At 67.6% G+C, this 13582-nt stretch carries 11 protein-coding genes; 7 read left to right on the forward strand and 4 right to left on the reverse strand.

Annotated elements, in window-relative coordinates:
• Positions 1-2 precede the first annotated feature (2 nt).
• Complete coding sequence (locus HWX08_RS24840; protein WP_069256220.1) at positions 3-776, forward strand: ABC transporter ATP-binding protein; 774 nt, start codon at positions 3-5, stop codon at positions 774-776.
• Between the two features lie 51 nt (positions 777-827).
• Here the strand turns inward: HWX08_RS24840 and HWX08_RS24845 are convergent, their stop codons facing one another.
• The 4 genes from HWX08_RS24845 to HWX08_RS24860 form a co-directional block, all read right to left on the reverse strand.
• Positions 828-1298, reverse strand: coding sequence for an Lrp/AsnC family transcriptional regulator (locus tag HWX08_RS24845; protein ID WP_174922027.1), 471 nt, complete (start codon positions 1296-1298; stop codon positions 828-830).
• A 251-nt stretch (positions 1299-1549) separates the two neighbouring features.
• A complete protein-coding gene (locus tag HWX08_RS24850; RefSeq protein ID WP_069256218.1) occupies positions 1550-2191 on the reverse strand; it encodes an NAD(P)-dependent oxidoreductase in 642 nt (213 codons plus the stop codon).
• A 127-nt stretch (positions 2192-2318) separates the two neighbouring features.
• Entirely contained in the window at positions 2319-2774 is a 456-nt protein-coding gene (locus tag HWX08_RS24855) for an Rrf2 family transcriptional regulator (RefSeq protein WP_069256217.1), read from the reverse strand.
• Positions 2775-2864: 90 nt separating this feature from the next.
• The gene (locus HWX08_RS24860; protein ID WP_069256216.1) at positions 2865-3293 is read right to left on the reverse strand and encodes a BCAL1086 family glycoprotein; all 429 of its coding nucleotides are present in this window, start codon (positions 3291-3293) and stop codon (positions 2865-2867) included.
• 192 nt (positions 3294-3485) lie between these two features.
• Between HWX08_RS24860 and HWX08_RS24865 the strand changes: the two genes are divergently transcribed.
• The 6 genes from HWX08_RS24865 (at position 3486) to HWX08_RS24890 (ending at position 13580) form a co-directional block, all read left to right on the forward strand.
• A complete protein-coding gene (locus HWX08_RS24865) occupies positions 3486-3821 on the forward strand; it encodes a hypothetical protein (protein WP_069256215.1) in 336 nt (111 codons plus the stop codon).
• A gap of 266 nt (positions 3822-4087) precedes the next feature.
• A complete protein-coding gene (locus tag HWX08_RS24870) occupies positions 4088-5281 on the forward strand; it encodes an ammonium transporter (RefSeq protein WP_174922028.1) in 1194 nt (397 codons plus the stop codon).
• A 159-nt stretch (positions 5282-5440) separates the two neighbouring features.
• Positions 5441-7405 carry a PhoX family protein gene (locus HWX08_RS24875; RefSeq protein WP_174922029.1) on the forward strand — a complete coding sequence of 655 codons (1965 nt, stop codon included), beginning with the start codon at positions 5441-5443 and terminating at the stop codon, positions 7403-7405.
• A 603-nt stretch (positions 7406-8008) separates the two neighbouring features.
• On the forward strand, positions 8009-8833 hold the full coding sequence (locus tag HWX08_RS24880) for an IclR family transcriptional regulator (RefSeq protein WP_069256212.1): 825 nt from the start codon (positions 8009-8011) through the stop codon (positions 8831-8833).
• Between the two features lie 253 nt (positions 8834-9086).
• The gene (locus HWX08_RS24885) at positions 9087-10451 is read left to right on the forward strand and encodes an MdtA/MuxA family multidrug efflux RND transporter periplasmic adaptor subunit (RefSeq protein ID WP_069256211.1); all 1365 of its coding nucleotides are present in this window, start codon (positions 9087-9089) and stop codon (positions 10449-10451) included.
• A gap of 15 nt (positions 10452-10466) precedes the next feature.
• Entirely contained in the window at positions 10467-13580 is a 3114-nt protein-coding gene (locus HWX08_RS24890; protein ID WP_174922030.1) for an MdtB/MuxB family multidrug efflux RND transporter permease subunit, read from the forward strand.
• The last annotated feature ends 2 nt before the right edge of the window (positions 13581-13582 follow it).

The raw sequence follows: 13582 nt of genomic DNA on the forward strand, positions 1-13582 counted from the left end.
CCGTGAACCTGCTCGAACTCGACGACCTCTGCCTCGCCTACGACACGCCGCACGGCCGCCGCACCGTGGTCGACGGGCTGAGCCTCGCGCTGCCGCGCGGCGACATCGGCTGCCTGCTCGGCGCGTCGGGCTGCGGCAAGACCACCGTGCTGCGCGCGATTGCCGGCTTCGAACCGGTGCGCATGGGGCGCATCGTGCTGGACGGCGCGCCGGTCGCGGCGCCGTCGTTCGACGTGCCGCCGGAGCGGCGCCGCATCGGCATGATGTTCCAGGATTACGCGCTGTTCCCGCACCTGAGCGCGGCCGACAACGTCGCCTTCGGCCTGCGGCGCATGCCGAAGGCCGAACGGCGCATGCGTGTCGCGGAAATGCTCGAACTCGTCGGCCTCGCCGATTCCGGTGGCGCGTATCCGCACGAACTGTCCGGCGGCCAGCAGCAGCGCGTCGCACTCGCGCGTGCGCTCGCGCCGTCGCCGGAACTGCTGCTGCTCGACGAGCCGTTCTCGAATCTCGACGTCGATACGCGCGAGCGGCTCGCGTTCGAGCTGCGCGACATCCTGAAGCGCACGGGCCACACTGCGATTCTCGTCACGCACAACCAGGCCGAAGCGTTCGCGATCGCCGACCGGATCGGCGTGATGAAGGACGGTCAGCTCGCGCAATGGGATACGCCGTACGCGCTGCATCACCATCCGGCCAGCCCGTTCGTCGCGGATTTCGTGCGCCGCGACGCGCTGGCCGACGAACGCGCGCGCGCCCTGGCGCGCGGCCGCTGAATCCGCGGCGCCATCCGCGCGCGTGTCGGGTCGTGTCGGCTCGTTGCCGCGCTACGCCGGCTCGGCAAGATCGCGCACCGGTAGCGCGGTCGAATACTTGATCTGCTCCATCGCGAACGACGAGCTGACGTCGAACAGCGGCACCGCGCGAATCAGCTGCTTGTAGACGCGATCGTAGTCGTCGATGCCGGCCACGACGACGCGCAGCAGGTAATCGGTCTCGCCGCTCATCCGGTACACCTCGACCACTTCAGGCATGTCGCGCACGACCTGCGTGAAATGCTGCGCCCACTCCTCGGTGTGCTGGTTCGTGCGGATCGCGACGAACACGGTCGTGCCGACGCCGAGCTTGCGCGGATCGCACAGCGCGACCTGCGCGCGAATCGCGCCGGTTTCCTTGAGCCGCTGCACACGCTTCCAGCACGGCGTTTGCGACAGATTCACGCGCTGCGCCAGTTCCGCGATCGGCAGCGTGGCGTCCGCCTGCAGCAGCTCCAGCAGCTTGCGATCGATGGCGTCCATTTCTCCAGTCCCTCGTAGATAGAAATTTATTCTATTCAAACTGCCCAACGGGGAACAATATGAAAACCGCTTCGCCGCGTCGACCGGTATAAATACCGATCCGGTGCGCGCCGCACGCGCGAATCCGCCGGCACGTGGCCGCGCCCGCTCCCAAACGAAACAGGCGATCCCGCCCGCCAGGGTGGAATCGCCTGAAATTCACGCACGTCGCGGCCGGCCCCGCGCATGCGCGCCGCCGGCCGGCGCGCCGCTCAATACGCGACCGTCGCGATCTCGCGCACGAAGCTGTCTTGCTCGAGCGCATCGACGAACGCGATCGCGTAGTCTTCCGCCGAGATCTTGCTGTTGCCCTGCGCGTCCACGATCAGCTTGCCGACGCCCGTGCGGAACGTGCCCGTGCGCTCGCCCGGCGCGATCAGCGCGGCCGGCGCGAAGAACGTCCAGTCGAGATCGCCTGCCGTCTTCAGGTAGTCGAGCGCGTCGCGGTGCGCGAGCGCGACCGCCTTGTACGCTTCCGGGAAACCTTCGCTGTCGACGAGCTGCTTGCCGGGCGCGACTTCGAGCGAGCCGGCGCCGCCCACCACCACGAGCCGCTTGAGCCCCGCCTGACGCGTGCCGGCGACGAGCGCCTTCGCGGCCGCGACGACCTTCGCCGCATCGTCCTGCTTCGGACCGTACGCGCTCGCGACGACGTCGTGGCCCGGCAGCGCGGCCGCGATGCTCGCCGCGTCGAACAGGTCGGCCGCCTTCGCGGTGATGCCGTCACCGGCCGCGGCGGGGTTGCGCGACAGCGCGGTCACGCGATGGCCGCGTCGTGCGGCTTCCGCGGCGATGCGCGAGCCGATCGTGCCGGTGGCGCCGAACAGTGCGATGTTCAAAGTACGTTGCGTCATATCGATTCTCCAGTAAGAAAATATGTAACACAGTTAATTACATATAAGACCGAAAAAAAACGGGGCAAAGCCCCCGTTGCGCCGGTCGCCGCGCGTCGCGCCGTCCGGCTTCCTGCCCTGCCTACCCTCACCCGCTCGCGCGCGCCGCCTGTTGCGTGCGCTGCTCCAGATCCAGCACGTCGGCCGTGACGTCGGCCAGCGTGCGCGTGGCGAGCGACGCTTCCATCGCACGCTGCGCGTCGCCGATGTAGTCGGTCAGCGCGCCCTGGATGTGCCGCCCGACGAGACAGGCCGGATTCGGCGCCTCGCGGTGCAGCGCGAACAGTTGCGCATCGTCGACCGCGCGATACACGTCGAGCAGCGTGATCGCGGCGGGCTCGCGCGCCAGCAGCGCACCGCCGCCCGCGCCCAGTTGCGACGTGGTCAGGCCCGCGGCCGCCAGCATCGACAACAACCGGCGGATCAGCGCCGGATTCGTGTTCACGCTGCCCGCGATGATGTCGGACGACAGCGGCACGCCTTCCTGCATCGACAGCAAGGCGAGCACGTGAACGGCAAACGCGAACCGGCTGCTGGTATTCATTCGTCACTCGCTTGACGACGCCGGCTCGTCCCGCAGCCGGCGACATGTGTAACCATCATAATTACATTTTGCGGATCATGCAAGCCCGCATCACTCCCCGCTCGCAGGCTTGGCGCCCGACGCATTCTGCTGGCTCCACTGCTGGAGCTTCTTGCCGGCTTCGGCAATCTTCGCGCCGGCTTCGGACGCCGCATGCGCGACGACCGCGGAAGCGGCCGCGTCGAACTGCGCCTGCGCGGCGGACGCGAGGCCGCTCGCGGACAAAGGCGGCACGGCCGATGCCGCGGACGCGATGCCGGCCTTCGCGGCGTTGATTTGCTGGTTGACGGTGCTCGCCACCTGGTCGAGCGCCTTGGCCGCGTTGTTCGCGGCATCGGCGGCCGCGCTCGCGGCCGTATCGGGTTGCGTGGCCGGCGCACCGGACTTCTCGCAGCCCGCGAGCAGCAGCAGCGCACCGGCGGCTACGGCCGCCAGCACGGACCCGGGCACGCGACGCGCCCGCGATGTCTTCATGTTCATCAGCAATCTCCGGCCGCGCGTCGCGCGGCCTCGTGGTTGGACCGACGTCGATGATACCGCCTGTGGAATAGGGCCAATCAAACGCCATCATTGAAAACAGCTTTCGATTTCAGACTCGTCTGATTTAATCGCACGCGCGACGACACTAAAGTGGGCACGCTTCAATCCGCTTCGGACATGCCCCTTTTTCTCATGGATTTCCTCGTCGACTGGCTGATCGTGCTGGCCGCGCTGCTCGCCGCCACCCTGTTCCTGTGCCTGCGCCCGCCGTCCGCGCGCCACCTGACCGAATCGGGGCGCCCGCGCCGCGTCGCGTCCGCGCGCCTGCTCACGCAGGCCGTGATCGGCTTCTGGACGGCCGCGCTGATCGTCGCGCAAGGCATCCTCGGCCCCGACGGCCACGGCCAGTCGCTGACGGGTTTCGCGGCGCTCGCCTGCGCCGCGCTCGGGCTGACGGCCGTCGCCGCGTACTGGTCGGCGTGCGCGCTGCGGCTGCGCCGGCCGCCGTCGCTGTTCCCGCGTCACTGAAGCACCGCTGAAACGCCGCCCACGCGCCGCAACGGTGCGCGACGACGCACCAATCGGCAGATCGAACGCACCAGTTCCGCACGCACCGCACCACGCGCGTGCATCCGGCCTCGCTCCCGGCCGCTGCCGGCCGCGCCCCCTTCGCGTGCACGATTCACCGGAATGCCGCATCGCGCGGCGCGGGAGCACCAACTCCACGCAACCGTTCACCAAGTTGGCTCGATACTTGCGTTCCTCGCCCGTTTTTTGCGCAAGGAAGCCACGGCATGGATGGTCTGAAATCCGGCGTCGACACACTGTTCCTGTTGATCGGCGCCGTCATGGTGCTCGCGATGCACGCGGGCTTCGCATTTCTCGAACTCGGCACGGTCCGCAAGAAGAACCAGGTCAACGCGCTCGTGAAGATCCTGGTCGACTTCTCGGTGTCGACGCTCGCGTACTTCTTCATCGGCTACACGATCGCGTACGGCGTCGAGTTCTTCGACGACATCGGCACGCTGTCGCAGCACAGCGGCTACGCCCTCGTGCGCTTCTTCTTCCTGCTGACCTTCGCGGCGGCGATCCCCGCGATCGTGTCCGGCGGCATCGCCGAGCGCGCGAAGTTCAACCCGCAGCTCGTCGCGACGCTGATCATCGTCGGCTTCATCTATCCGTTCTTCGAAGGCATCGCGTGGAACGAGCGCTTCGGCGTGCAGGCGTGGCTCACGCACGCGTTCGGTGCGCCGTTCCACGATTTCGCGGGCTCCGTCGTCGTGCACGCGTTCGGCGGCTGGGTCGCGCTGCCGGCCGTGCTGCTGCTCGGCGCGCGCCACGGCCGCTATGCGAAGGACGGCCGGATCGCCGCGCACCCGCCGTCGAACATCCCGTTCCTCGCGCTCGGCGCGTGGGTGCTCGCGGTCGGCTGGTTCGGCTTCAACGTGATGAGCGCGCAGACGCTCGACAAGATCAGCGGCCTCGTCGCCGTGAACTCGCTGATGGCGATGGTCGGCGGCACGCTCGCCGCGTGGATGGCCGGCCGCAACGACCCGGGCTTCACGTACAACGGGCCGCTCGCGGGCCTCGTCGCGGTGTGCGCGGGCTCCGACGTGATGCACCCGATCGGCGCACTCGTCACGGGCGCCGCGGCCGGTGCGCTGTTCGTCGCGATGTTCACGTGCGTGCAGAACAAGTGGCGGATCGACGACGTGCTCGGCGTGTGGCCGCTGCACGGCATGTGCGGCGCGCTCGGCGGCCTCGCGGCCGGCGTCTTCGGCCTGCCCGCGCTCGGCGGCCTCGGCAGCGTGTCGTTCCTGTCGCAGCTCGTCGGCACGCTCGGCGGCATCGCGATCGCGACCGCCGGCGGCACGCTCGTCTACGGCGCGCTGAAAGCGACCGTCGGGCTGCGGCTGGACCGCGAAGCCGAATTCGACGGCGCGGACCTGTCGATCCACCGCATCTCGGCGACGCCCGAACGCGATTGAGCGTCCGCCGCACGCTCGGCGCGGCATTACGTTTTCAATTCAAAAAACTTTCATGTAGCGTCCTTACACTTCCGTCCAGTTTTCAATATGCCTTCGCCGAGCTTGCCGAGCGCCCGCTCGGCGAAGGCCATTCTTCCAACAACCGAAACTGGACTCCACATGCCCGCGTTGCCCAATGCTTCCCGTCGTCAGGCCCTGAAGATCCTCGCCGGCGCACCGATGCTTCCCCTTTCCGGCCTCGCGCTGCCGGCCCTGCTGACGGGTTGCGGCGGCGACGACGATCCCGCGTCGACGCCGGCGCCGGTCGCCGCCGCGTACACGTCGGCGACGTTCTCGCCGATGGCCGCGCCCACGCTCGACAACGCGGCCGCGATGGCCACGACGACGGTCGGCTCGACGCTGGCGGTGTCGTTCTCCGACGGCTCGTCGCGCAACTTCAAGCTCGCGTACCGGCCGTTCTTCGTGACGGGCGACATGGTGCCGGACGGCAAGGGCGGCACGACGCTCGCGGGCGGCTACTACGACATCAACAACCAGCCGATCATCGATCGCTCGGTGGCCGGCAAGGAGCGCCAGTTCTATTCCGACTGCCCGGACGGCAGCTCGCTGCTGACGCTGAAGAACGCGAACGTGCCCGGCGTGAAGGGCAACACGGTGTTCGCCGTCGTGCAGTTCGAATACACGACGCGCGACCAGGCGAGCGCATCGCAGTACGGCCAGCTGCCGTCGCCGATCGCGGTGCTGACGCTCGACCAGGATCCGGCCAACGGCGCGCTGAAGGTCGTCAAGTACCACAACGTCGACACGTCGAAGGCGCACGGCCTGTGGATCACCTGCGGCGCGAGCCTGTCGCCGTGGGGCACGCACCTGTCGAGCGAGGAGTACGAGCCGGACGCGACGAAGGCGGCAACCGACGCGCAGTTCAAGGCGTTCAGCAAGAACACGTTCGGCGACGAGACGAAGGCGAACCCCTACCACTACGGCCACCTGCCCGAGATCACCGTGAATCCGGACGGCACGGGCAGCGTGAAGAAGCACTACTGCCTCGGCCGCATCTCGCACGAGCTGATCCAGGTGATGCCCGACCAGCGCACCGTGATGATGGGTGACGACGCAACCAACGGCGGCCTGTTCATGTTCGTCGCCGACAAGGCGGCCGACCTGTCGGCCGGCACGCTGTACGTCGCGAAGTGGACGCAGACGTCGTCCGCCGGCGCGGGCACCGCGACGCTCACGTGGATCAGGATCGGCCACGCGACGAGCAGCGAGATCGAAGCGCTCGCGAATACGCTGAAGGCGTCGGACATCATGGACCTGGTGACCACCGATCCCAACGACGCCAGCTACACGAAGATCCACTTCGGCGGCAAATTCAACTGGATGCGCGTGAAGCCGGGGATGGAAAAGGCGGCCGCGTTCCTCGAGACGCACCGCTATGCGGCGCTGATCGGCGGCAGCATGGGCTTCACGAAGCTCGAAGGCACGACCGTGAACGCGAAGGACAAGATCGTCTACACGGCGATGTCGCGGATCGAAACGTCGATGGTCAAGGGCAACGCGGCGTCGCGCGACGTCGCGGTCGACAAGAAGATCGCCGCGGGCGCCGTCTACGCGCTGAACCTGAAGGGCAGCCAGCGCGACACGACGGGCAGCGCGATCGACAGCGAATGGGTACCGGTCGACATGGGCGCGCCGGCCGCGCTCGTCGGCGAGGATCTCGCCGCGGCCGACGGGCTCGGCAACCTCGCGAACCCGGACAAGATCGCGAACCCCGACAACCTGAAGTTCTCCGAAAAGCTGCGGACCCTCTTCATCGGCGAAGACTCGGGCATGCACGTGAACAACTTCCTGTGGGCATACAACGTCGACACGAAGTCGCTCGTGCGCGTGCTGTCGTGCCCGGCCGGCGCCGAATCGACGGGCCTGCACGCGGTCGACGAAATCAACGGCTGGACGTACATCATGAGCAACTTCCAGCACGCGGGCGACTGGGAATCGCCGCTGCACGACAAGGTCAAGCCGACGCTCGATCCGCTCGTGCGCGCGAACTTCAAGGACCGCTTCGGCGCGAGCGTCGGCTACCTGACGGCCGAGCAGACCAGCATCAAGCTCGCGAAGGCCTGACCGGGCCGCGCGCGGAGGACCGGGGCGCCGCTCGGCGGCGCCCCTTCTTCATCACCGTTCATTCGTCGGCGCTCCACGCCGTTTGATGCGCGATGCCCAGTGCGGGCATCGCGCTTTTTTTTGCGCACGCGAATCGTGCGACACACGCACGCGAACGGGCGCAGGCCGACGCCGCACGGCTTCGAGCAGGGGATTTCGACGATGGGGGGATAATACGGGCCTGACACGTCCGGGCGGACGCGCGGAAAGACAGGCAAAAAAAAGCGCCACGGAGACCGTGGCGCTAAAAAAGTTCTAGCCATTCCGAGGGCCGTGCTAGAACCTGAGAGACTGCGCGAAACATCGTTGCCGGTTAAACTCTTGAAACGATGTTTCGAAAACGTGAGACATTCTTTCCGTTTCCGCCCGACAAGTCAAGCGGTATTTGCACCGGTTCATGCACTTTCTGGCAACGCTCCATTGAGCGTTTTCCTAATAAACCAAGGGTGAACCCGTAAAATCTCATCCAATGACCGGTTCCCCGGCAGAACATGCATCCTTTGACAATAATCCTACAATACCAACAAAATTGAAATCGAGTTTCGGAAATAGAGAGAATCCTTCGTGTCGACCACTGTAACCCCTCCCGCGTCGCGGGACCGTGAATCGTCGCCCGACGAGATCACCGCCCTTGCCCGCGGCCTCGCCGTGCTGCGCCGCATCGCGGCTGCCGACGCGCCCGTCAGCAACCGCGAGCTGACCGAGTTGACCGGCATCCCGAAGCCGACCGTCTCGCGCATCACCGCGACGCTCGTCAGCGCCGGCTTCCTGTTCCAGCTGCCCGACAGCGAGCGCTTCGTGCTCACCGCGTCGGTGCTCGAACTGAGCCACGGCTTCCTGCGCAACTTCGACATCCGCGCGCGTTCGCGGCCGTTCATGATCGAGCTGGCCGAGCGCACATCGCTGTCCGTGCACCTCGCGGTGCGCGACCGGCTCGACATGGTCGCGATCGACGTGATCCGCCCGCGCTCGGCCGTGCTCGTCACGCGCCTCGAGATCGGGTCACGGATGGACATCGCGCGCACCGCGGTGGGCCGTGCGTATCTCGCCGCCCTGGAAGACGACGAGCGCCGCCAACTGCTCGAATCGCTGCGCACGACGGCGGGCGACGACTGGCCGCACGTGTCCGCGCGCCTGAACCCCGCGCTCGACGACGCGATGCGCGACGGCCACGCGATCGCGATCGGCGAATGGCGCGAGGGCCTGAATGCCGTCGCGGCCGGTTTCGTCGGCCCGTCCGGCCAGCGCTATTCGGTGAATTGCGGCGGCGCGGCGCATCAGTGCCCGCCCGAATGGCTGCACGAACACGTGGTGCCCGCGCTGCACGAATGCATCGCGAAAATCACCCGCGAGATCGGCGGCGCACCGGCCCGGCGCGTCGGCGTGTAATCGTTTCGTCATCGCGTTGTCGCGTTCTGTAACGACCGTAACCCGTTGAAAGATAGACCACTGGACTGTAACGGGGACGGGACGTAGGATCATGCCCATCGTCGCGCCGCATTCCCGGCGCGCACCGCTCTTTTCCCGCGCAGGCCGGCGGGGCCCCGGACCGAGCCGGGCGCCCCCTCCCGGCGCCGCTCTTCCACGCGCAGCCCCGCAGTCCGATTTCCGGCACGCCGCGCCGTCTTCCTGACAGAACACGATGGATAACGAACAAAAGCCCACGCCCCCTTCGCAAGACCCCGCGTCCCCCGCCGCACGGCGCCCGCGCCGCACGCTGATGGCCGGTGCGCTCGCGGTCGTCGTCATCGGCGGCCTGCTGTGGTGGCACCCGTGGAACCGCACGCCGGCCGCCGGCAGCACGGCCGCGAAAAGTGCCGGCGCCAGCGGCGCAGGCGGTCACCGCGGCCGCGGCGGCCCCGCCGCGATGGCGAACGTTCCGCAGCCCGTGCAGGTCGCGACCGCGACGCAGGGCGAAATGCCGATCGTGCTGTCCGCGCTCGGCACCGTCACGCCGCTCGCGAACGTGACGGTCAAGACGCAGCTGTCGGGCTACCTGCAGTCGGTGTCGTTCCAGGAAGGCCAGATCGTCAAGAAAGGCGACGTGCTCGCGCAGATCGACCCGCGCCCGTACCAGGTCGCGCTCGAGAACGCCGAAGGCACGCATGCGCGCGATGCGGCGCTGCTCGCGACGGCGCGCCTCGACCTGAAGCGCTACCAGACGCTGCTGTCGCAGGACTCGATAGCGTCGCAGACCGTCGATACGCAGGCGTCGCTCGTCAAGCAGTACGAAGGCGCGGTGAAGACCGACCAGGCCGCGATCGATTCCGCGAAGCTGAACCTCACGTACGCCCGCATCACGGCGCCCGTGTCGGGCCGCGTCGGGCTGCGCCAGGTCGACCCCGGCAACTACGTGACGCCGGGCGACACCAACGGCATCGTCGTGATCACGCAGCTGCAGCCGATGAGCGTGATCTTCACGACGTCGGAAGACAACCTGCCGCAGATTCTCAAGCAGGTGAACGCGGGCCAGAAGCTGTCGGTCACCGCGTACAACCGCAACAACACGGTGCCGCTCGAGACGGGCTCGCTCGCGACGCTCGACAACCAGATCGACACGAGCACCGGCACGGTCAAGCTGCGCGCGAACTTCGATAACAAGACCGGCATGCTGTTCCCGAATCAGTTCGTGAACACGCGCCTGCTCGTCGACGTGCTGCGCAATGCGACGATCGTGCCGACGTCCGCGGTGCTGACGGGCTCGATCGGCCAGTTCGTCTACATCGTGAAACCCGACAACACGGTGACGGTGCGCAAGGTCACGATCGGCCCGGTCGACGGCGAGCGCACGAGCATCGTCAGCGGCGTGACGGTCGGCGAGCGCGTGGTGACCGACGGCTCCGACCGCCTGCGCGAAGGCGCGAAGATCTCGATCCCGGCCGACAAGCCGAAAGGCGCGTCGGGCGCGCGCGGCGCCGCTGCGGCGTCGGGTGCGTCGGGCGCCGGCGGCCATCGCGGCGGACACCGGCACGGCGCGTCGCAGGCAGCGGCCTCCGCCGCCCAGTAACGCGCGGGCCGCTCGATGAATCCATCCCGTCTTTTCATTCTCCGGCCGGTCGGCACCGCCCTGCTGATGGCGGCGATCATGCTGGCCGGTCTCGTCGCACTGCGTTTCCTGCCGCTCGCCGCGCTGCCCGAAGTCGACTACCCGACGATCCAGGTCCAGACCTTCTACCCGGGCGCGAGCCCGGAAGTGATGACGTCGTCGGTCACCGCGCCGCTCGAACGGCAGTTCGGGCAGATGCCGTCGCTGAACCAGATGTCGTCGCAAAGCTCGGCCGGCGCATCGGTGATCACACTGCAGTTCTCGCTCGACCTGCCGCTCGACATCGCCGAACAGGAAGTGCAGGCCGCGATCAACGCGGCCGGCAACCTGCTGCCGTCCGACCTCCCCGCGCCGCCGATCTACGCGAAGGTCAACCCGGCCGATGCGCCGGTGATCACGCTCGCCGTCAAGTCGAAGACGCTGCCGCTCACGCAGGTGCAGGATCTCGCCGACACGCGCCTCGCGATGAAGATCTCGCAGATCGCGGGCGTCGGCCTCGTCAGCCTGTCGGGCGGCAACCGGCCGGCCGTGCGCATCCAGGCGAACCCGACCGCGCTCGCGCAGTACGGGATGAACCTCGACGACCTGCGCACGACGATCTCGAACCTGAACGTGAACACGCCGAAGGGCAACTTCGACGGCCCGACGCGCGCGTACACGATCAACGCGAACGACCAGCTGACGAGCGCCGACCAGTACAACAGCGCGGTCGTCGCGTACAAGAACGGCCGCCCGGTGATGCTGACCGACGTCGCGACGGTCGTCGCCGGCTCGGAGAACACCAAGCTCGGCGCGTGGGTGAATTCGGACCCCGCGATCATCCTGAACGTGCAGCGCCAGCCCGGCGCGAACGTGATCCAGACGGTCGACGCGATCAAGGCGCAACTGCCGAAGCTGCAGGAAACGCTGCCGGCGGCGCTCGACGTGGAGGTCGTCACCGACCGCACCACGATGATCCGCGCGGCCGTGCGCGACGTGCAGTTCGAGCTGCTGCTCGCGGTCGCGCTCGTCGTGCTCGTGATGTACCTGTTCCTCGCGAACATCTACGCGACGATCATCCCGAGCCTGTCGGTGCCGCTGTCGCTGATCGGCACGCTCGCGGTGATGTACCTGGCCGGCTTCTCGCTGAACAACCTGTCGCTGATGGCGCTCACCATCGCGACCGGCTTCGTCGTCGACGATGCGATCGTGATGATCGAGAACATCGCGCGCTACGTCGAGGAAGGTGAAACGGGGCTCGAGGCCGCGCTGAAAGGCTCGCGGCAGATCGGCTTCACGATCATCTCGCTGACGGTGTCGCTGATCGCGGTGCTGATCCCGCTGCTGTTCATGGGCGACGTGGTCGGGCGACTGTTCCACGAATTCGCGATCACGCTCGCGGTGACGATCGTGATCTCGGCGATCGTGTCGCTCACGCTCGTGCCGATGATGTGCGCGAAGCTGCTGCACCATTCGCCGCCGCCCGAGAGCCACCGCTTCGAGGCGCGCGTGCACCGCGTGATCGACCGGGTGATCGCGCGCTACGGGGTCGCGCTCGAATGGGTGCTGAACCGCCAGCGCTCGACGCTCGTCGTCGCGCTGCTGACGCTCGCGTTCACCGCGCTGCTCTACATCTACGTGCCGAAGGGCTTCTTCCCCGCGCAGGACACCGGCGTGATCCAGGCGATCACGCAGGCGCCGCAGTCGATCTCGTACGGTGCGATGGCCGAACGCCAGCAGGCGCTCGCGGCAGAGATCCTGAAGGACCCGAACGTCGAGAGCCTGACCTCGTTCATCGGCGTCGACGGCAGCAACATCACGCTGAACAGCGGCCGGATGCTGATCAACCTGAAGGCGCGCGACGAGCGCTCCGAGACGGCCGCGCAGATCATCCGCGACCTGCAGCACCGCGTGTCGAACATCACCGGCATTTCGCTGTTCATGCAGTCGGTACAGGATCTGACGATCGATTCGACCGTCAGCCCGACGCAGTACCAGTTCATGCTGACGAGCCCGAATTCGGACGAATTCGCGACCTGGGTGCCGAAACTCGTCGCACGGCTGCAGCAGGAGCCGTCGCTCGCCGACGTCGCGACCGACCTGCAGAGCAACGGCCAGTCCGTCTACATCGAGATCGACCGCGCGAGCGCCGCGCGCTTCGGCATCACGCCGGCGACCGTCGACAACGCGCTGTACGACGCGTTCGGCCAGCGCATCGTGTCGACGATCTTCACGCAGTCGAACCAGTACCGCGTGATTCTCGAGTCGGAGCCGAAGGAGCAGCACTACGCGCAATCGCTGAACGACATCTACCTGCCGTCGGCCGGCGGCGGCCAGGTGCCGCTGTCGTCGATCGCGGCGTTCCACGAACGGCCGTCGCCGCTGCTGGTCGCGCACCTGTCGCAGTTCCCGTCGACCACCGTCTCGTTCAACCTCGCGCCCGGCGCGTCGCTCGGCGAAGCGGTCAAGGCGATCGAGGCCGCGGAGAAGGACATCAACCTGCCCGCGTCGTTCCAGACCCGCTTCCAGGGCGCGGCGCTCGCGTTCCAGGCGTCGCTGTCGAACCAGCTGTTCCTGATCCTCGCGGCGATCGTCACGATGTACATCGTGCTCGGCGTGCTGTACGAGAGCTACATCCATCCGATCACGATCCTGTCGACGCTGCCGTCGGCCGGCATCGGCGCGCTGCTCGCGCTGATCATCACCGGGCACGACCTCGACATCATCGGGATCATCGGCATCGTGCTGCTGATCGGCATCGTGAAGAAGAACGCGATCATGATGATCGACTTCGCGCTCGAGGCCGAGCGCGTCGAAGGCAAGCCGCCGCGCGAGGCGATCTACCAGGCGTGCCTGCTGCGCTTCCGGCCGATCCTGATGACGACGCTCGCCGCGCTGCTCGGCGCGGTGCCGCTGATCGTCGGCTCCGGCGCGGGCTCCGAGCTGCGCCAGCCGCTCGGGATCGCGATCGCCGGCGGCCTGATCGTGTCGCAGGTGCTGACGCTGTTCACGACGCCCGTGATCTACCTCGGCTTCGACTCGCTCGCGCGCCGCGTGCGCGGCTGGTTCGAACGCCACGGCCCCGGTGCCGACACGCGTACGGATGCCTGAGC

The sequence above is a fragment of the Burkholderia metallica genome, from assembly GCF_902832845.1.
Lineage (GTDB): Bacteria > Pseudomonadota > Gammaproteobacteria > Burkholderiales > Burkholderiaceae > Burkholderia > Burkholderia metallica.

What these genes read in the sequence shown, in the direction of transcription:
- HWX08_RS24865 (WP_069256215.1), top strand. Translation starts at nt 3,486, where the DNA reads ATGGATTTCCTCGTCGACTGGCTGATCGTGCTGGCCGCGCTGCTCGCC.
- HWX08_RS24890 (WP_174922030.1), top strand. Translation starts at nt 10,467, where the DNA reads ATGAATCCATCCCGTCTTTTCATTCTCCGGCCGGTCGGCACCGCCCTG.
- HWX08_RS24850 (WP_069256218.1), bottom strand. Translation starts at nt 2,191, where the DNA reads ATGACGCAACGTACTTTGAACATCGCACTGTTCGGCGCCACCGGCACG.
- HWX08_RS24885 (WP_069256211.1), top strand. Translation starts at nt 9,087, where the DNA reads ATGGATAACGAACAAAAGCCCACGCCCCCTTCGCAAGACCCCGCGTCC.
- HWX08_RS24860 (WP_069256216.1), bottom strand. Translation starts at nt 3,293, where the DNA reads ATGAACATGAAGACATCGCGGGCGCGTCGCGTGCCCGGGTCCGTGCTG.
- HWX08_RS24855 (WP_069256217.1), bottom strand. Translation starts at nt 2,774, where the DNA reads ATGAATACCAGCAGCCGGTTCGCGTTTGCCGTTCACGTGCTCGCCTTG.
- HWX08_RS24870 (WP_174922028.1), top strand. Translation starts at nt 4,088, where the DNA reads ATGGATGGTCTGAAATCCGGCGTCGACACACTGTTCCTGTTGATCGGC.
- HWX08_RS24875 (WP_174922029.1), top strand. Translation starts at nt 5,441, where the DNA reads ATGCCCGCGTTGCCCAATGCTTCCCGTCGTCAGGCCCTGAAGATCCTC.
- HWX08_RS24845 (WP_174922027.1), bottom strand. Translation starts at nt 1,298, where the DNA reads ATGGACGCCATCGATCGCAAGCTGCTGGAGCTGCTGCAGGCGGACGCC.